Source organism: Streptomyces sp. NBC_01296 (genome assembly GCF_035984415.1).
In the GTDB taxonomy this organism is placed as follows: Bacteria; Actinomycetota; Actinomycetes; order Streptomycetales; family Streptomycetaceae; genus Streptomyces.
On the sequence record NZ_CP130721.1, the window covers coordinates 309,643 to 328,584 of the forward strand.

At 73.8% G+C, this 18,942-nt stretch carries 9 protein-coding genes and 1 pseudogene; 4 read left to right on the plus strand and 6 right to left on the minus strand.

What is annotated here, in order from left to right; translation table 11 throughout:
- Positions 1-30: 30 nt before the first annotated feature.
- Positions 31-1,192 (plus strand): annotated as a pseudogene (locus tag OG299_RS41455) (RNA-guided endonuclease InsQ/TnpB family protein).
- Positions 1,193-1,264: 72 nt separating this feature from the next.
- Here OG299_RS41455 and OG299_RS41460 read toward each other — a convergent pair.
- A complete protein-coding gene (locus tag OG299_RS41460) occupies positions 1,265-2,329 on the minus strand; it encodes a vWA domain-containing protein (protein ID WP_266636536.1) in 1,065 nt (354 codons plus the stop codon).
- A gap of 345 nt (positions 2,330-2,674) precedes the next feature.
- On the opposite strand from OG299_RS41460, the gene OG299_RS41465 reads away from it, so the two are divergent.
- Positions 2,675-5,089, plus strand: a complete 2,415-nt coding sequence (locus OG299_RS41465) for a D-alanyl-D-alanine carboxypeptidase (protein ID WP_327364855.1) — start codon at positions 2,675-2,677, stop codon at positions 5,087-5,089.
- Between the two features lie 130 nt (positions 5,090-5,219).
- On the opposite strand, the gene OG299_RS41470 is transcribed toward OG299_RS41465, so the two are convergent.
- The 3 genes from OG299_RS41470 to OG299_RS41480 all read right to left on the minus strand — a co-directional run bounded on the left by OG299_RS41470 (position 5,220) and on the right by OG299_RS41480 (position 15,914).
- Positions 5,220-5,384, minus strand: a complete 165-nt coding sequence (locus OG299_RS41470) for a hypothetical protein (protein WP_327364856.1) — start codon at positions 5,382-5,384, stop codon at positions 5,220-5,222.
- A 109-nt stretch (positions 5,385-5,493) separates the two neighbouring features.
- Positions 5,494-8,790, minus strand: a complete 3,297-nt coding sequence (locus OG299_RS41475; protein WP_327364857.1) for a non-ribosomal peptide synthetase — start codon at positions 8,788-8,790, stop codon at positions 5,494-5,496.
- Positions 8,787-15,914, minus strand: coding sequence for a non-ribosomal peptide synthetase (locus tag OG299_RS41480; RefSeq protein WP_327364858.1), 7,128 nt, complete (start codon positions 15,912-15,914; stop codon positions 8,787-8,789). The genes OG299_RS41475 and OG299_RS41480 overlap by 4 nt, the downstream gene beginning before the upstream one ends.
- Between OG299_RS41480 and OG299_RS41485 the strand changes: the two genes are divergently transcribed.
- The gene (locus tag OG299_RS41485) at positions 15,879-16,280 is read left to right on the plus strand and encodes an ACT domain-containing protein (protein ID WP_266636526.1); all 402 of its coding nucleotides are present in this window, start codon (positions 15,879-15,881) and stop codon (positions 16,278-16,280) included. The genes OG299_RS41480 and OG299_RS41485 overlap by 36 nt on opposite strands.
- A gap of 1 nt (position 16,281) precedes the next feature.
- On the opposite strand, the gene OG299_RS41490 is transcribed toward OG299_RS41485, so the two are convergent.
- On the minus strand, positions 16,282-17,364 hold the full coding sequence (locus OG299_RS41490; protein ID WP_266636524.1) for a CgnE/CgnB domain-containing protein: 1,083 nt from the start codon (positions 17,362-17,364) through the stop codon (positions 16,282-16,284).
- 70 nt (positions 17,365-17,434) lie between these two features.
- Positions 17,435-17,557, minus strand: a complete 123-nt coding sequence (locus tag OG299_RS41495; protein ID WP_266636522.1) for a hypothetical protein — start codon at positions 17,555-17,557, stop codon at positions 17,435-17,437.
- 281 nt (positions 17,558-17,838) lie between these two features.
- Here OG299_RS41495 and gntD point away from each other — a divergent pair, with 281 nt between their 5' ends.
- Positions 17,839-18,930, plus strand: a complete 1,092-nt coding sequence (gene gntD / locus OG299_RS41500; protein ID WP_266636520.1) for a guanitoxin biosynthesis L-enduracididine beta-hydroxylase GntD — start codon at positions 17,839-17,841, stop codon at positions 18,928-18,930.
- The last annotated feature ends 12 nt before the right edge of the window (positions 18,931-18,942 follow it).

Below are 18,942 nucleotides of genomic sequence, written 5' to 3' on the forward strand. Positions count from 1 at the left end.
CAATGGTAGTAGGATGTCCGCGATGTCCGCATGAAGATCGTCGTGCAGGTGAAGCTGATGCCGGATGCCTTACAGGCAACGGCCATCGGTGCGACCCTGCGCGTGGTCAACGAACGGGCCAACTGGGTGTCCGCCGTGGCGTTCGAGCACGGCGTGCCGCGTGAGTACGAACTGCGGAAGCACACCTACGCGGAGCTGAAAGCTTCCGGTCTTGGGGCGCAGGCTGCCCAGCACGTGATCAAGAAGACCCGCGACGCTTACACCACGTTGAAGGCGAAACATCCGGGCGGGGAATCTCGGCAGGCCCGGATCGAAGCGCAGGGTCAAAGCGGAGTCGAAGCCGGTCACGTTCCGTCCGGATTCGGCTCAGCCGTATGACGACCGGTGTCTGTCGTGGCAGTACGACGCGCGGACCGTCAGTATCTGGACCGCAGCGGGACGGCTCAAAAGCGTCCGCTTTACCTGCTCCGCAGGCGCACTCAAGACGCTTCGCGAGTACCGCAATGGCGAGTCGGACCTGATCGAACGCGACGGCGCGTTCTACCTGATCGCCGTGTGCGAGGTCCCCGAGGCCCAGGTCAACGAGAATCCGTCCGGGTTTATCGGTGTGGACCTCGGCATCGTCAACATCGCCACCACATCCACCGGCTACCGGGCCGCCGGGCGCGGCCTGAACCGGCACCGCAACCGGCAGCTCGAACTACGCCGCAAGCTCCAGGCCAAAGGCACCAAGTCTGCCAAACGCCGGCTCAAGCACCGCAGCCGCAAAGAGGCCCGGCACGCGGCGAACATCAATCACGTCATCTCGAAGAAGATCGTCTCCGCCGCTGAACGCACCGGCCGCGGTATTGCCCTGGAAGACCTCACGGGCATCCGCGACCGGGTACGGCTCCGCAAGGACCAGCGGGCACCACTGCACTCGTGGAGCTTCCACCAGCTCGGCCGGTTCATCGCCTACAAGGCGCTGCGGGCCGGGGTGCCGCTGGTGAACGTCGACCCGGCGTACACCAGCCAGCAGTGCTCCGAGTGCGGCCACATCGACCGGAAAAACCGAGTCGACCAGGCAACGTTCGCCTGCCGGTCCTGCGGGATCGTGCTGAACGCGGACGACAACGCGTCCCACAACATCGACCGCAAAGGCGAAGCTGCGTGGACCGCGGGGCGTGAGTCACGCGTCCCAGCCACCTCATAGGTGGTCTGGACGGAGGAGACAACCCGGCAGCCAGTCGGCCTCTACCTCCAAGCCCGGTCGTTTACGGCCGGGTCAAGTTGACAGCATGATGAGCAGACGCGTCTTCGGCTTGAGCTTCCGGTTCACCGAACGGCTCTGCACGTATACCTCGAGCTTGGGATTGCGCCCCGCCTTCACGGAGACGGTCCCCTGGATGCCCGTGCCGAACAGAAGACTGCGTGCCGCGTCGCCCGTGTATGCGCGGTCGGTGTCCTTCTCGACCACGATGACTTCCTTGTCGGGCTGGACCTGCACCCGGGTGCCCAGCTGGTAGTAGCACGACCCGCGTTCGTACGTCACGCCCGGGTGCGAATCGACGAACGACCGGATCTCGACCTCCGTGTCGACCTTCAGGAGCCGGTACTTGTCGGCCGGCACCGGTTCGAGGTTCGCCCGCACCTCGTCGACCGAGATGTCCTGGCCGACGGCGAACAGGTTCTTCGTACCGCGCACGCCCTTCTCGCGGCCGCGGAGGAAGCTGGTGGCGGCGGCGCGCACGGTACCGATCGCCTCCTCGACGCCCTCCTGCGAATCCGCATCCCAGATGGCGATGTTTCCGGCCGGGAAGCCGTAGTTCTGGGCGGTCCGCTTCGCCAGGGAGTTCGGAACGAGGATCGCGGAAGTCCAGTGCCCCGGAAGCGCACCCATCTTCGCCGCGATCTTGTCGAGCCAGGGGCCGAGGATGGTCATGTCGCCGTCGTGCCGCCTGTCGCCGCCGGAGGCGTTCTCCTCGCCGTCCGTCACCACGATCTGGAGGAAACTGTGCTCGCCGTACTCCTCCCAGATGTGACCCAGGTCGTCCAGCGACTTCAGAGAGGCCTCGATGAGGGCGGTAGCGCCGTTTTTGACCTTGTAGAGACCCCGCATGGACGGCAGGTGCTTCACGTCCATGTCCCAGACCAGGTTCTCCACCTTGTGGTCGAAGGAGTAGAGGCTGATCCGGGTCTCGTGACCGAGACTGTCCGACTCGGCCTTCAACCCCGCCACGAACTCGTCCACGACACGGATGAGTTGACTCTGGTGTTGATGCATGGAACCGGAACAGTCCACTACCAGCGCGACGTGGTTCACCTTGTGCTGGATCTTGTTGGTGGACATGATTCTGCTCCTTCTCCGAGCTCCCCGAGTGATGTCTCCACACTAGGAGGAGGCACTGACAACGGAGCCTGACGGACGATCAGGGGAGGAGGTTCCGGCCCGGCCCGGCGGGCGGCCTGGGGTGCCACAGGTGATCTGCGGGGTGCTCGTCCTGCCCGAGGTGATGCGGCTGTACGGGGCGCCGGTGCCCGAGTATGACCGGACGGTCACAGGATCCGGCTCCGGGAACGGACGGGGCGCGGCGTACATCTAGCCGATCGGCGAGGCTCCCACGGGGCCTCGCCCGACGGTATCGGCAAGAACCGGGCGGCTGCCGCCCGGGGTGAGTGGCAAGGCGGGGCAGGAATGAAGGCGGTAGCGGTGGCGGGCGGTTCCCCGGAGACTCCGGAGGCGGAAGGGACCGAGGTCCCGGTCGCGGATCCCGGTACGCAGGACACGCCCCCCGGCGCCGGCGGCCCGGACACCCCGGAGCCCGCAGAGGCCGAAACCCCTGCCGGGGCCGAGGCCGAGGCCGGCGCCACGGAGACCGAGCCCGAGGAGGACGCCCCGGCCGCCCCCGCGGCGAAGCCAGAAGCCCACCCGAAGCCCAAGGCGCCGACCAAGCCGGACGCTGACGCGGAGCCAAAGCCTGAGGCGGGGGCCGAGCCGGAGGCTGACGCGGGACCCGAGTCGGGGGCCGTGCCGGGGGCTGACGTGGACCCGGAGTCGGCAGCCGAGCTGGATGCTGACGTGGACCCGGAGGCTGACGTGGAGCCAGAGGCGGAAGCGGAGCTGGATGCTGACGCGGGACCCGAGGCGGGGGCCGATGCGGAGGCGGGGGCTGAGGCGGACGCTGAGGCGGGACCTGAGGCGGGGGCCGAGCCCGAGGCTGACGTGGAGCCCGAGGCGGGGGCTGAGGCGGACGCTGACGCGGGATCCGAGGCGGGGGCTGAGCCGGAGGCCGGCGCGGAGGCCGAAGACGGGTCCGAGGACGAGCCCGAGGCCGGCGAGACCGCTCCCGAGGCCGAAGCACGGCCCGACACGGAGGCGGAGCCCGACGCGGAGGTCGGCGACGGGGTCGTACCCGGGCCCGAGACGGAGGCCGGCGACGGGGGTGTTGGTGCGGGGGGCCAGGACGAGGGCGCGCCTGACGAGGAGGCCGGGGCGGCCGAGGAGCCCGCAGAGGCCGGTCCGGCGGACGAGGCGGGCCGGGAGTCCCGGCCGGTGCCGTCCTGGGCTCGGGACGGCGAGGCCGATGCGGAGCGGACCAGCCAGTTCGTGGCCCTGAAGGACCTGGACGCCCCGGCGGAGAAGGCCCCTTGGCCGCAAGCCGTACCGCAGAACCGGACCCCGGCCCCGGCCCGGACCCCGGCCCCCGCCCCGGCCCGGACCCCGGCCACGGCTCCGGCCTCCGCCCCGGCCCCGGCCACGGCCCCCGTGGATTTCGTCGAGCCCACCCGCAAGGTCCCGCTGCCCCCGCAGCCCCCGCTGGATCTGCTCGCCGAGCTCACCAACACCGCACCCGCGCCCGAGACCCCGCGCCGCACCGCCGTCCGGCGCGTGAAGATCTGGACCCCGATCCTGCTGCTCCTGGCCGGCGCGGCCACCGGCGCGCAGCTGCTGCGCCCGCTGCCCGCCCCGCAGCTCGTCGCGGCCGAGCAGGCACACACCCTCGACGGGCAGTTCTCCGTACCGTGGCCCGCGAAGGGCCAGGGCGCCGTACGCGTGCCCGGTTCCGGCGACATCGGCACGTTCGGCGAGCAGAAGCCGGTCCCCACGGCGAGCGTCGCCAAGGTGATGACGGCCTACGTGGTCCTCAAGGGACACCCGCTCCGCAAGGGCGAGTCCGGTGCCCAGATCGAGGTCGACGAGAAGACCGTCGCGGACGGCACCTCGGATCACGAGTCCCGGATCGAGGGCCTCGTCGCCGGTACGAAGTTCAGCCAGCAGGACATGCTGAAGATGCTCATGATCCCGTCGGGCAACAACGTGGCCCGGCTGCTGGCGCGCTGGGACTCCGGCAGCGACTCCGAGGCGGCGTTCGTAGCGAAGATGAACGCCGCCGCCAAGGAACTCGGCATGGAGAACACCACGTACACGGACCCCAGTGGTCTGGACGCGGCAACCGTCAGCACGTCCGCCGACCAGCTGAAGCTGGCGGAGGCCGTGATGAAGGACGAGGCGTTCCGCGCGGTGGTCGCGCTGCCGAGCGCCGAGATCAAGGGGCTGTCCACGACGCTCACCAACAACAACACCCTGCTCTCGGTCAACGGCCTCAGCATCCGCGGCATCAAGACCGGCTCCAGCACCCCCGCGGGCGGCACCCTGATGTGGGCGGCGTACAAGTCGGTCGGCGACGAGACCCCGCTGATCCTCGGCACGCTCATGGACCAGCACGTGGACGGCCCGGACCCCGACGGGGCGAACAGCCTGAAGCTCGTCCTGGCCAACAGCAAGAAGATCATCGAGGCGGTACGGCAGGCGCTCAACTCGGCTCCGGTGGTCCGCAAGGGCCAGGCGGTCGGCCACGTGGACGACGGTCTCGGCGGCCGTACCCCACTGGTGGCCACGAAGGACCTGAACGTGATCGGCGTACCGGGCCAGCAGCTGAAGCTCACCCTGCGGCCGGGGGCGTCCAAGGTCCCGCACGCCGCGAAGGCGGGAACCGAGGTCGGCGTCCTGACGGCCGGCGACGGGGAGGGCGCGAAGAGCGTGCCCGTGGCCGTCGGGACCGACCTGGCCGAACCCTCCTTCGCCGCCCGGGTCACCCGCCGGCTCTAGAACGGTCGCTCCGGCGCGGGTGACGGCGGCCGGCCATCGTCCGGTGCACCCTCGGCGTGGTTCAGGAGGCTGCGGCGGCACAACGACCGCAGCCTTCGAACCGACGGCGGTGCGGGCCCTTGTTCAAAACTCAGCTGTTCTCCGTGGGCTTCTGCTGGGCGGTGGGGGACGGCTTGCCCTCGCAGCCGCAGCCGCCGCGCTGGACGGTGAAGCGGCGGCGCGGCGCCGGGGTGGCCGCGGGAGCGGCGGAGTCGGCGGCGGAAGCGGTGTCGTTCGGGAGGGTGTACTCGGCCATGTGGTCCTGCTTTCCGGTCGGTGCGGAGCCGATACGGCCCCGCGCGAAGGCGATGCGGGCGGAAACGGCGGCCGCGCCGGGCGTCGGCGTGGCCGGTGGAGCGCAGCGTTCAGGGCCGGGTGGCCCCCCAGGAGAACCCCTCGAACGCCGGACGGCCGGTGGGGGCCTGCGGGGCCTGCGCCCGGGGCGTGAGCGAGCCGACCAGCGTCTGCGGGCCGGCCGTCGACAGCCGGCGCGCGGCGTGGGCGGCCCTTTCGGCCAGTCCCTGTGCCGTGCCCGGTTCGTAGAGTGTGCAGTCGTACTGGAGAAGCAGTTTCAAGCCGCTCGAGCCACGCGAGAACTGGAACGAGAGGTCGAACAGGCCCTCGACCAGCGGGATGGGGCCGCCGACGAGCCGGAGCGGGCCCGGCCCGGTGTCGATCTCGTCCCACAGGGTCACCCACACGTCGAAGAACGGGTTGCGGCCCGGGTTCCGCGGCGGTTCCAGGGTGCGCACCAGCTCGCTGAAGGGCAGCCCGCCGTGGTCCATCGCGCCGACCGCCTGGTCCGCGAGGTCGTCGACCAGTGCGACGCAGGGCGATCCGCCCCGTACGGCGGTCCGCAGGACCACGGTGTTGACCATGCAGCCCACCGCGTCCGCCGAGCCGGGCCCGAGGGCGGGGCGGCGGCTGACGGCCGTGCCGAGGCTGATGTCGCCGGCGCCGGTCGCGTCGTGCAGCGTGGCGGTGACGGCGGCGGCCAGCACGGGGAACAGCCCCGTACGGCGGCTGCGTGCGAGCTCCTCCAGCGCCTCGAGTTCGGCGGCGCCGAGGTGCGCGGTCGCGACCGCGGTGGCCCGGCCCGCCGGGCCGGTGCGCGGATGGTCGACGGGCAGCGGGAGCGGAGCCGGCGGTGGGCTCAACCGGCTGCGCCAGTACGGGAGTTCGTCCCCGGAGGGCGGCTCGTGCGCAGCACGGCCGGGCAGCCCCGGAGCCGGGTCCGGGCCGGTCCCGGCCAGGGCCCGGGCGATGATCTCGAGGGAGGTCTGGTCGCCGACGATGTGGTGCAGGACGACCAGCAGCCGGTCCCGGCCGCCGGGGCGGCGCAGCAGCGCGGCCCGTACCAGCGGCCCCTGGGCGAGGTCGAACGGTGCATGGGCCCACTCCTGTACGGCGGCCGCGCGGGCGGCCTCGTCGGGCAGGTCCAGGACCGCCAGGCGGGCGCGCTCGGGCGCGGGGCCGGGCACCGGCTCCCCCCACTCCTCGTGGAAGACGGTGCGCAGCTGCGGATGGAGCTCCTGGAGGCGGGCGAACGCGGCGCCCAGTGCCTCGGGATCGGCGTCGCCGTGGCACTCCAGCAGCATCGGCACGTGGTACGCGGCGCTCTCGCGCGCCCCGGCACCCCGGGTCCGGTTCTCCAGCCACAGCCACCGCTGGGCCCCGCTGACGCCCCGCGACCCGTCGGTGTCCCCGGCCGGGGCCCCGGCCTCGGCCTCGCCCTCGGCCCCGGTCTCCGCTTCCGCTTCCGCCTCGGCCGTCGCGGAGGCGACGCGTGTCGCCAGCCGGTCGGCGAGGTCGGTGACGCAGGGGCATTCGAACACGTCGCGGACGCGGACCGGTACGGACAGCCGTTGCGCCGCCTCCACAGCCAGCGCGGCGGCCTTGAGGCTGTTGCCCCCGAGCAGGAAGAAGTCGCCCTGGTCCGGGACCGGTCGGCCGAACGCCTCGGAGAACAGATCCCGCACCACGGCACGGACGGAGTCGGCCGCCCCACCGGCATCCGCGCAGGGCACGAGCCCGGCGGAGTCTTCGGGGGCCGGATCGGCCGGGAGCGCCGGAGCCGCCGTGGGGAGGGGGCGGGCGGAGAGGTTGCGGCGGTCTATCTTCCCGTTGGGAGTGCTCGGCATACGGTCCAGCGGGATCACCGCTGCCGGGACCATGTAGTACGGCAGCCGCTCGGCCAGCCTGGCCCGCCAGTCGGCGGGCAGCGGCCCGTCGGTGACCACGTACCCGGCGAGCAGCGGCTGCGCCGTCCCCTCGGGCACGACCACGGCGGCGGCCGCGACGCCCGGCAGAGCGGTGAGCGCCACCTCCACCTCGCCGGGCTCGATGCGGAAGCCGCGGATCTTCAGCTGCCGGTCGGCGCGCCCGCGGAAGTCCAGGGTGCCGTCCGCGCGGTGGCGGGCCAGGTCGCCGGTGCGGTAGAGCCGGGCCCCGGGGCGGGGGTCGTCGGGGTCGCGTACGAAGCGTGGGGCGCCCGCGTCGGGCAGGCCCAGGTAGCCCCGGCCCACGCCGGCGCCGCCGATCCACAGCTCGCCGTCGACGCCGGGGCCGACCGGCACGCCGGAGCCGTCGCGCACCGAGTAGCGCAGGTTGGCCATGGGGCGGCCGATGGTCGCCGGCTCCCCGGGGGCGCCGGGCAGGCACCGGTGCCAGGACTGGAACACGGTGGCCTCGGTGGGCCCGTAGACGTAGATGAGGTCGCGGCCCGGGGCCCAGCGGTCCACCAGCGCCTGGCTGAAGGACTCGCCGCCGGTGACGACCGTCCGTACGCCCGGGAAGGCGGCCGGGTCCAGCTGGGCCAGCAGCGCGGCGAGCAGGAACACGGTGTCGGCGCGCCGTTCGCGGACCAGTGCGGCCAGGATCTCGGCGGAGGCGACGGGCTCGTCGAAGACGACGACGGCCGCCCCGGCCCACAGGGTCGCGAGGATCTCCCACACCGAGACGTCGAACGCGGGGCTGGCGAACTGGAGCACGCGCCGGCCCGGGGCGAGGCCGAAGGGGACGGCGGCGGCCTCCAGCAGATTGGCCAGGGAGTGCTGTTCGATGGCCACCCCCTTGGGGCGGCCGGTGGAGCCCGAGGTGTGGATGACGTACGCGAGGTCGGCCGGGCCCGGCTGCGGCCCGCCCGGCTCCGGTACGGCCGGGCCGACGGCGCCCGGCGCGTCCAGGTCGACCTCCAGCACACCCGGTGCGGGGAACAGGTGGGCGAGCCGGGCACTGGTCAGGGTGATCGGCGCGGGGGCGCTGTCGACGAGCTGGGCGAGCCGCTCGGCCGGATGGTCCGGGTCCAGCGGTACGTACGCGGCTCCGGCGCGCAGCACCGCGAGCACGGCGACGACCAGCTCGGCGGAGCGGGGCAGGCAGACCCGGACCAGGACGCCCGGCCCCGCCCCGCGCTCGCGCAGCCGTACCGCGAGCGCCTCGGCGAGGCCGTGCAGTTCCCCGTGGGTGAGGTTCCGGTCGCGGGCCAGCACGGCGGGCCGGTCCGCGACCGGGCGGGCGCGCTCGGCGAGCAGCTGCGCCACCGGGCCCCGCGGGACGGGCGCGGCCGTGTCGTTGAGCGCGGCCAGGGTCTGCTGCCAGCTGGCCACGGTGGTCACCGCTGCTCCCGCCTCGTCGGGGCGGGACAAAGGTGCTGTGGTCATGGCCGTGCGCTCCCTGCGGTGTGCGGTCGGTCGGTTTCGGCAGGGCAGGCGGCCGGGTGGGGCTGCGCCGGCCGGTCCGCGGCGGCGGTGGACCAGGACGGGTGGCAGCGCAGGAGGTCCACCACCTCGTCGAGCAGTCCCTCGGCGGTGGCCTCGGGGAACAGTGCCCGGTCGTAGGCGAGTTCGAGCAGGACCTGGTCGTCGCGCTCGTTCGCGTAGATCCGCAGGTCGTCGGTGAGCGGGATCTGCGAGGGCGCCGCGGGCAGGAACTCGGGCCCGCCCTCGAAGCGTTCGGGCGTCTCCCAGCTCAGTCCGGCGTCGAAGACGAGCCGGCGGCCGCGCGCGGGCCGCTCCGCGATCTCCACGGCCATGGTGTCGAAGGGGAAGCGGGCGTTGTCGTACGCCTCGGCCAGCCGGTCGCGCACCTGGATCAGCAGCTCGGCCGGGCTGTCGGCCTCACCGGGGGCGAGTCGCACCGGCAGGGCGTTGACGAAGCAGCCGACGGTCTCGGCGGTCTCCGCACGGTCGCGGGTGCCGGCCGGGCAGCCGATGACCACCTCGGCGCTGCCGGAACGGCGGTGCAGCACCTGCGCCCAGGCGGTGAGCAGGGCGGTGAACGGGGTGGCGCCCCCGGAGCCGGCAGCAGCGTGCAGCACGGCGGAGGGCAGGGCACGGCGGACGAGTCCCGCGCCCTGGCGTCCGGCGTCCTCGCGGGGGCCGGCGTCCGGCAGGTCGAGGCGGGGGAGCGGCCCGGCGAGGGTACGGGTCCAGTACGCGCGCTGGCGGGCGGCATCGGGGCCCTCCAGCCAGGCGGCCTCCTCGGCCACCCAGGCGCGGTACGGGTGGGCGGGGCGGCCGTCCCACGGTTCGCGTCCCGCGGCGAGGGCGTCGTACGCGGCCAGCAGGTCGCGGGCCACCACGGCGGCGCTGTCGCCGTCGTACACGATGTGGTGGGCGGTGATCACCAGGATGTCGCCGCCGGGGTGGCCGGTCACCAGCCGCACGGCGAACAGCGGGCCGTCGGCCAGGGCGAACGGGGTGCCGTGGGCGGCGTCCACCGCCTCGGTGAGCGCCTCGTCGGTGCCCTCGATGTGCACGACGGACAGCGGCGGCCCGTCGGGGAGGCGGTCCATGACGATCTGCCGGACGGTGCCGTCGACGGCGGCCACCCGGGTGCGCAGCGCCTCGTGCCGGTCGGCGAGGGCGGTCACGGCCGCCCGCAGCACGCCGGGGTCGAGCGTCCGGCCGGCCCGTACCGCGTCGCTGATGTTGAGGGCGACGGGGTTGCGGCTGGTCCGGGCGGCCATCCAGATCCGGCGCTGGGCGCGGGAGAGCGGCAGGACGGCGCCGTCGGGGGCGGGCGCGAGCAGGGGCACGGCGGCCGGGGCGGCCGGGGCGCCGAGCGGGATGCCGTCCGGCTGCTCGAGCACGGCCGCGAGGGCCCGTACGGTCTGCTGCTGGAAGACGGTGACGAGCGGTACCCGGACGCCGAACTCCTCCTGCAGGGCCGCGGCGAGGCGGGCGGCGGTCAGGCTGTGGCCGCCGAGGGAGAACAGATCGGCCTCGGGGTCGGTGACCGGGGACCCGAGCACGTCCGCCCAGATCTTGGCCACGCGCTCCTCGGTGGGGTTCAGCTCCGCGCACGGGAGCGGCTCCTCGCGGGGCGGGGCGGGCAGCGCGCGGCGGTCGAGCTTGCCGTTGGGGTTCAGCGGCAGCTCGTCGATCGCGACGTACGTACGGGGGACCATCGCCGCCGGGAGCAGCTCGGTGAGGTGGGCCCGCAGGGTGTGCGGGGCGGCGGCGCCCACCACGTAGGCGACGAGGCCGAGTTCGCCGCGCTCGTCGGGCACGGCGATGACGGCGCAGCGCCGTACCTCCGGGTGCTCGGCGAGGACGGCCGCCACCTCGCCGGGCTCGACCCGCTGGCCGCGGATCTTGACCTGGTCGTCGATGCGGCCGAGGTAGAGCAGGTTGCCGTCGGGCCGGCGGGCGGCGCGGTCGCCGGTGCGGTACATGAGCCGGTCGGGGCGCAGCGGGTGCGGGACGAACCGGTCGGCGGTCAGTTCCGGGTTGCCGAGGTAGCCGCGGGCCAGGCCCGCGCCGGATATGCACAGCTCGCCGGGGACGCCGATGGGGGCGAGGTCGCCGTGGGCGTCGACGACGTCGACCGTCTTGTTGGCGATGGGGTGGCCGATCAGGACGTCCGCGCCCGGGTCGGTGATCCGGTGGACGGTGGTCCACACGCTGTCCTCGGTGGGCCCGTACTCGTTGTAGAGGACGGTGTCGGGGAGCAGTTCGGCGTGCCGGGCGGCGAGGGCCTCGGGGAGCCTCTCGCCGACCAGGACGATCTGGCGGACGGAGGTGAGCCGGGGTGCGCAGCGTTCCAGCATCAGCTGGTAGAGGCTGGGGACCAGCATGATGTGGGTGACCGCGTTGCGGCCGATCTCCTCGGCCACGTGCTCGACGTCGAGGAGGCGGTCCTTGCCGAGGACCACCACCCGGGTGCCGGCGATCAGGGCGGAGAAGATGTCGTTGACCCCGCTGTCGAAGTGCAGCGGCGGCACTTGGAGCACGGCCGCGTCCGCTCCGAACCCGTAGTAGCCGGCCCGGTAGTGGACGGTGTTGACGATGCCGCGGTGCTCGATCATGACGCCCTTGGGGCGGCCGGTGGAGCCCGAGGTGTAGATGACGTACGCGAGGTCGTGCGGCCCCGCCCGGTGCGCGGGCGGCAGCGGGGCAAGGGCGGCGCCGGGCTCCGCGGGAGCGCGCGGGTCGAGGACGGGCAGACCGGTCAGGGCGGTGGTCTTGGCGTGGTACGGGCCGTCGGCGAGCACGGCGAGCGCCCCGCTGTCGGCGAGGGCGAACGCGAGCCGGTCGCCGGGCTGTTCGGGGTCCAGCGGGACGAAGGCGGCGCCGGTCTTCAGGACGGCGAGCGCGCTCACGACCATCCACTCGGTCCGCTCGGTGACCACGGCCACCAGCGTTCCGGGGCCCGCGGCGCAGGCCGCCCGCAGCCGGGCGGCGACGGCCTCGGCGCGGGCGTCGAGCTCGGCGAAGCTGAGGACGGTGGTGCCGTGCACCACGGCGGGCCGGTCGGGGCCGGCGGCCGTCTGCTCCTCGACCAGGTCCAGGAGGGTCCGGTGCTCGGGGAAGGGGGCGGCGGTGTCGTTGGCCTCGTCGAGCAGGAAGCGCCGTTCGGCGGCGGGCAGGACCGGGATCCCGGGCAGCGGGGCGTCGGGGCCGGCCAGCAGTCCGGCGAGCAGGTGGACCAGCCGCTCGCCCATGCGGCGTGCGCTGTCCCGGTCGAAGAGGTCGTCGGTGTAGCCGACCCACAGCTCGCCCGGGGCCCCGGCCCGGGCGTCGAGGAAGCTGAACGCCAGGTCGAAGTCGCTGACCGGCTGTTCGAGGTCGAGGTGGCGCACGGCCGGGCCGGTGCCGCCGGGGGCGGCGCCGTCGTCGAGGACGGTCTCGACGAGGACGTCGAAGACGGGGTTGCGGCTGGGGTCGCGCGGCAGCGCGAGGTCCTCGACGAGCTGCTCGAACGGGTACTCCTGGTGGGTCATGGCCTCCTGCGCGGTGGTGCGTACGGCGGCCAGCAGCTCGCGGAAGGAGCCGGCGGGGTCCACCGGGGTGCGCAGGACCACGGTGTTGGCGAACAGCCCGACCGTCTCGGCGGACCGCCGGTCGGGCCGGCCCGCGACCACGGTGCCCAGCAGTACGTCCGGCTGCGCGCACAGCCGCCACAGCAGGACGCGCAGCGCCGCGGTGAAGCCCATGAAGGGGGTGGCCGCGTTCGCGCGGCACAGCTCCGCCAGGGCGCGGGTGAGTTCCGGGTCGAGGGTGAGGCGTACGGTGCCGCCGACGGCGCTGCGGGCGGCGGGGCGGCGCCGGTCGGCGGGCAGTTCCAGCGGTTCGGGCAGGGCGGCGAGGCGCTGCTGCCAGTACGCGCGGTGCTCCGCGCCCGCCGGTCCCGCGAGCCGGGTGGCGAGCCGGTCGGTGTGCTCGGTGTACGTGGGCGCCGGCTCCTGCGGGGCGGCCAGGCCGCCCAGATGGCGCACGAGCTCGCGCATCAGCAGGCCGAAGGACCAGCCGTCGCAGATCGCGTGGTGCACGGTGAACAGCAGCACGCCGCCCGTTTCCGGCCCGTTCCCGGTCCGGGGGTCGGGCAGCCAGGAGACCTTGGCCAGCGGGCCCTCGGCGAGGTCGAAGCGGTGGTGGCAGGCCCGTGCGAAGGCCTCGTCGACGGTGGTGTCCCGCTCGGTGACGAGGACTGCGGTGGGCGGGTCGAGGATCACCTGGGTCAGGCCCCCGGGCGTCTGGCGCAGGACGGTCCGCAGGGATTCGTGCCGGGCCACCAGTGCGTCGACGCCGGCGGCGAGCCGGTCCTCGTCCACGGGGCCGTCGAGCCGGTAGGCCTCGACCATCGTGTACGGGGGGACGGGCGACTCGTCCAGCCGGTCCAGCAGCCACATCCGGCGCTGGGCGTTGGAGGCGGGGAAGGTGTTCCCGGACCGGGGTTCGCGCGCGGCGGCCTCGGCCGCGGCGTGCGCAGCGGGGTCCCGGGGCACGGCCCCGCGTTCGCGCAGTACGGCGGCCAGCGCGCCCGGGGTGCGCAGGTCGAGCACGTCGTGGACGCGGGCCGCGTCGGAGCGTCCGGTGCCCTCGCAGAGCGCGGCGACGAGCTGGACGGCGGCCAGGCTGTGGCCCTCGGCCTTGAAGAAGTCCTCGTCGGCGGAGTGCGGCGGGTGGCCCAGCACCTCGGCCCAGGCGTCGTGGACGAGCTGCTCCAGGGCGTCGGCGGGCTGCCATCCGGGGCCCTGCGCAGCGGTGGGGAGCGCGAGCAGCGCGGCCCGGTCCACCTTGCCGTGGACGGTGAGCGGCAGCGTCTCGAGCCGGTGCAGGCCGGCCGGGACCATCGGGGAGGGCAGCTGCGCGCGCAGCCATGCACCGAGGGCGTCGGGGGCGAGCGGGGCGTCCCCCGGCACCTGCGGGCGGGCCACGTACCAGGCGTGCAGGGTCACGGTGTCGTCGGCGGCGGTGCGGGGCACGACCACGGCCTCGACCACCTCCGGGTGCCGGACCACGGCCTGTTCGACCTCGCCGGTCTCCACCCGGGTGCCGAAGACCTGAACCTGGCCGTCCGCGCGGCCGAGGAACTCCAGTTCGCCGTCGGCGTTCCAGCTGCCCTGGTCACCCGTACGGAAGACACGGGCGTCCCCGGCGTGCGGGGAGCGCACGAAGCGGGCGGCGGTGGCCTCGGCATCCCCGCGGTAGCCGGGGGCGACGCCGGGTCCGGCCACGTGGATCTCGCCCGGCACGCCGGGCGGGGCGAGTTCACCGGAGGGGGTGACCACGAACACGCCGTAGCCGGGCGAGGGGCGGCCGACCGGCACCCGGTCCAGCCGCTGGGCGAGCGCGCCGTCCCGGATGAACATGGTGGCTTCGACGGTGGCCTCGCTGGGCCCGTACAGATTGGCGAAGGTGGCGATGCGCAGCCGCCCGGCGGTACGCGGCAGCAGCCCGCGGGCGATGGTGTCGCCGCCCAGCAGCAGGTGGCGCAGAGGGAGTTCGCCGTCCTCGGGCAGGGCGCGCAGCAGGACGGAGAGCAGTCCGGGCACGCAGTTGACGAGGTTGACCTCGCCGTCGCGCACCCGCTGCCACAGCGCGTGCGGGTCGAGCCGGTCGGGGTCGCCGACGGCGACGAGGGTGCCGCCCGCGAGCAGCGTGGCGAAGACCTGGAAGGCGGTGGCGTCGGAGGTGATCGAGGAGAGCAGGGCGGTACGGGTCGCGGCGTCGATGCCGAGCGCGCGGCTCCCGGTCAGCATCTTGTGGGACAGCTGGTCGTGGTAAACGGCGACCGGGCGGGGGGTGCCGGTGGATCCGGAGGTGAACAGGACCATGGCCGGGGCCCCGGGCTCGGCGGCGTCGAGGGCGGCCGCGTCGGCCGGCGCCGCGGCGAGCAGGGAGGTCAGGCCCGCCACCGGGACGGGCAGCTCCTCGTCGGCGGGGCCGTACCCCTCGGCGCGCAGCACCAGGCGGGCGCCGCTCAACCGGGCCAGCAGGGCCACGCGGGCGGCGGGGTGGCGGTGTTCGAGGGGGACGACGGCCGCGCCGGTGCGCAGGACGGCGAGGAAGGCGGTGACGAGGTCGGCGCCGCGCGGAGCCATGACGCAGACGGCGTCGCCGGGGCCGATGCCGTGCCGTGCGGTGAGCGCGGCGGCGCCATGAGCGGCCTCGGCGGCGAGCTGCCGGTAGGTCAGGGTGCGGCCCTCGCCGGTGACGGCGACGGAGTCGGGGGTGCGCCGGGCGGACTCCTCGAACAGGGCGGTGAGGGTGACGGCCTCGAAGGCGGCGGGGACGGGCAGCTCGCACAGGGCGAGGAGTTCGGCGCGCTGGGCGGCGCCGAGCACGTCCGCCTCCGCCGGGGTCCGGCGCGGGTCGGCGGCGAGGGCCTCGAGTACGGCGGCCACACAGCGGGGCAGGGCCGCGGTGAGGGCGGCGGTGCCGTGGGCGGTGACCGACAGCGCGCCGTCCGGGGCCGGTTCGGCGCGCAGGACCAGGGCGGCCCGGGGGGCCGGCGTGCGCTCCCCGTACAGGGCCGGGCAGACGACGGCGAGCTGCGCCAGGGCGGAGCCGGTGCCGGGGGTGACGGCGTCCAGCCGGGCGCTGAGCGCGTCCCGGTCCCGCCAGGGGTGGGCGGAGGCCTGCTCCAGCTCGGCGTGCAGGGCCTCGAGGAAGTCGGTGGCGGGCGCGGCGGGGTCCAGCGGGGCCAGCAGCGCGAACCCGGCCCCGTCGGACGGTGTGCCGAGGGCCGGTACGAGGACCGGCACCCGTCCCGGCGCACCGGACCCGGTGGACCCGGTGAGCCGGGCCAGGGCGATCCGGGCGGCGGCGACGGTGAGCAGCAGCAGGCCTTCGGGGGCGCCGCCGGTCATCGCGTGCAGCGCGGCGGCGGCTTCGGGGGCCACCCGGCCGGGCGGTGCGGCGACGGTCGCGCCCGCGGGCTCCAGCAGGGATGCGCGGCAGGCGCCGTTCAGGCGGGGGAGCCAGAACTCGGCCTCCGCGGCCGACGCCTTAGGGTCGTCCCCATGGCCGAGCTCTCCGTCACCATCGTTGCGCAGCACTTCTACGTCCTCCCTGATCAGTTGTGGGTGCACCGCCTTCCGGCGGACGTCCCCGTTCCCCCGCTGCCCGACCGCCCGTGGTCCTCGGTCACCCGGGCGCGGGACGGGCTCACCGTGGTGTGCGCCGAACGGCTGGCGGGCGCCTCGGGCGCGAGCGGTCCTTATCGCGGGCTGTACGGCACCGGCGCACACTCCCTGGACCTGCCCGGCATGCTGGCGAGCGTGCTGGTGCCGCTGGCCGGGGCCGGGATAGGCGTGTTCGCCGCGTCGACGTTCGACGCGGACCTCGTACTCGTACCGGCCGGGGAGTACGAGCGGGCCCGGACCGCACTGGAAGCGGCCGGGCACACGCTGTCGTCGGACTGACTCAGACGCCGGTGAGAATCCGCGCCGGCGCCACGCCGAGGGCGGGGAACAGCTCCACGTCGCGGCCGTCCACGCCGCGCATCAGCACGTCGATGGCGGTGCTCATCAGGTCGATGTGGAACTGCGTGAACGTGCCCAGGCCCAGGCCCAGGTGCACACCGGGGTGCCGCTCGTTGGCGAAGTAGTTGCTGGGGAGCAGCGGGGAGCAGCTGGTGTTGGTGCCGAAGCCGATCTCGTGCAGCTTGGCGTAGCGGTCGTCCTTGGCCAGCAGCTTCTCGAGGTTGGTGGCGAACTCGGTGCGTCCGGCGACGGCCGGGCGGACCGCGGTGATGCGGCCCGCGGCCAGCGTGATGATCGCCGGCTGGTCCGCCATGGAGGCGAGGTCGCGGTAGACCTGCTCGGTCTCGGCGAGGCTGGTCTCGTGACCGCCGCGGTGGACGATGGGCGCGCCCTGGAGGGTGACCTCGCCGTCCAGCGTGAAGTGGGTGTGGAGCTCGAACTCGCCCGAGGCGTTGACCAGCGAGCTGAGCTCACCGGTGGGCAGGACGACCTGCTGGCCGGGCAGGAGCGGGCCGTGCAGCGAGAACCAGTGCTCGGAGAGCTGGTGCTGGAAGACGGCCTCGGTGCCGAACTCGCGGCCGAGGAAGAGCATGTCGTCGGCCTGGTCGAGGAGGGTCAGGAACTCCTCCTCGATGCCGAGCTCGCGCTCGTAGTCGACGTCGGTGACGACGCGGATGTTGTTGCGCAGGCTCTCCTCGGAGAAGGGCACCGAGAAGCTGGAGAAGGCGCCCATGGCCATGCCCACGAGGTCTTCGTCGTCGAAGTGGACGAACTCGTCGTCGGCGATCCACAGGACGGACGCGCGGCGGCCGGAGGCGCGGATGGCGGCCATCTCGGCGATGAGGCCCGCGCGGGAGTCGGGGCCGGTCCAGGTGAACTCCTGTACCGGGACGGTGCTGGTCTCGACGGTGAGCGCGCTGCGCACGCCCGGCGACGTGACCAGGAGGAAGACGTCCGCGAGGTCACCCCCGAACACCTTGCGGAACTGCTCCGGGCTGATCGGTACGGGCTGTGCGGTGCTCACGGAAACCTCCCAGTAAAGGCGTGCCGGGGTGTGAGTGCCGTTCACTCACACCCCGGACCACGACTCAAACTCAGCCCTCGAGGCGGTCGTACTTCCCGTACTTGCTGATGCGGGAGCTGATCGACGGCTTCTTCTCGGCCACCGGCTTGTTGTTGGCCTGAACGGACTGCTGGTCCATCTTGTTCTGGGTCACTTCGACTCCTCGTCGTGTTCCGGTGGAGCTCCGGATCCGCGGGGTTGCGGGGGTCCGGCGTGGTCGGGGCCGGTGCCGCTCGGGGCCTCGGCCTTTCCCGACAACAGAACAACCCGCTTGGCTACAGAACCGCTTGAGAGTCGATGGAGACGGCGTGCAGATCCCGTCGCCGGGATGGAAGGGTGGTCGGGGCGAAGTGGCGGGGCGAGGTCCTTGAGCGTCATTCGAGTGGATCCTGAGAGGTTGCGGGAACCTCACGTCTCCTGAGGAAGGGAGCCACCATGCAGACCATCGCACCGGCCGCCAACGCACCGACCGCGACGTCACAGCCGGGACAGGGGGTCCCGCGCATCGAACTCTTGCCCGACGAGCGCCACAGTGTGGCCGCACTCGCCCACGAGTACGCACGGGCCTCGGCCTCGCTGGACGCCCGGCGATCCCTCCAGCTCGCCGCCCTGATGGCCCACGAGCTGCCGCGTTCGCTGCGGCGGCTGATGACCGAGTTCCGCCTGGCCGGGGGCCCGCACGCGGGCTTCCTGATCAGCGGGCTGCTCATAGACGAGAACGCGCTGGGCCCCACCCCGAAGAGCTACCAGGAGCGCCCCGACCGCCCCGAACTGCGGCACGCGGACGCGGTGCTGAGCCTGGTCGGCTCCCTGCTCGGGGAGCCCTTCTCGTTCAGCAGCCAGCAGCGCGGCCGACTGCTCCTCGACCTGTACCCGGTGCCCGGGCACGAGCTGAGCCAGCTCGGCTCGGGATCGACCGCCATGCTCGACTGGCACACCGAGGACGCCTTCCACCCGCACCGCGCGGACTGGATGATCCTGATGGGCCTGCGCAACCACGACGCGGTGCCCACGACCTTCGCGGCCATGGCGGACATCGAGCTCAGCGATGAGCACCGCGCCCTCCTCTTCGAGAAGCGCTTCGCGATCCTTCCGGACGAGTCGCACTCCAAGACCTTCAACGTGGCCACCGGCGCCGCCGACGCGGCGGAGGCCGCCGGAGCCGAGCCGTTCCGACGCATCGACACCATGGCGAACCGGCCCGAGCCGATCGCCCTGCTGGAGGGCGACCCCGCGGCCCCGTGGCTGCGCGTGGACCCGCCGTTCATGCACACCAACCCGCTCGACCCGCAGGCCGCGGAGGCGCAGGACGCACTGCTCGCCGCGATCGAGGCGAAGCTGACCGACGTGGTGATCGGCCGCGGCGACCTGTTCGTCATCGACAACAAGCGTGCGGTGCACGGCCGCCGGCCGTTCACCCCCCGCTACGACGGCACCGACCGCTGGCTCAAGCGCATCAACCTCACGGCCGATCTGCGGCGCAGCGCCGGGTCCCGGCTCGGCGACCACGGCCGGGCCGTGGTCTGACCCACTGCCGCA

Excerpts from the sequence above, each read along its gene's own strand:
- OG299_RS41460 (WP_266636536.1), bottom strand. The coding sequence starts at position 2,329 with ATGTCCACCAACAAGATCCAGCACAAGGTGAACCACGTCGCGCTGGTA.
- OG299_RS41470 (WP_327364856.1), bottom strand. The coding sequence starts at position 5,384 with ATGGCCGAGTACACCCTCCCGAACGACACCGCTTCCGCCGCCGACTCC.
- OG299_RS41485 (WP_266636526.1), top strand. The coding sequence starts at position 15,879 with ATGGCCGAGCTCTCCGTCACCATCGTTGCGCAGCACTTCTACGTCCTC.
- OG299_RS41465 (WP_327364855.1), top strand. The coding sequence starts at position 2,675 with ATGAAGGCGGTAGCGGTGGCGGGCGGTTCCCCGGAGACTCCGGAGGCG.
- gntD (WP_266636520.1), top strand. The coding sequence starts at position 17,839 with ATGCAGACCATCGCACCGGCCGCCAACGCACCGACCGCGACGTCACAG.
- OG299_RS41475 (WP_327364857.1), bottom strand. The coding sequence starts at position 8,790 with ATGACCACAGCACCTTTGTCCCGCCCCGACGAGGCGGGAGCAGCGGTG.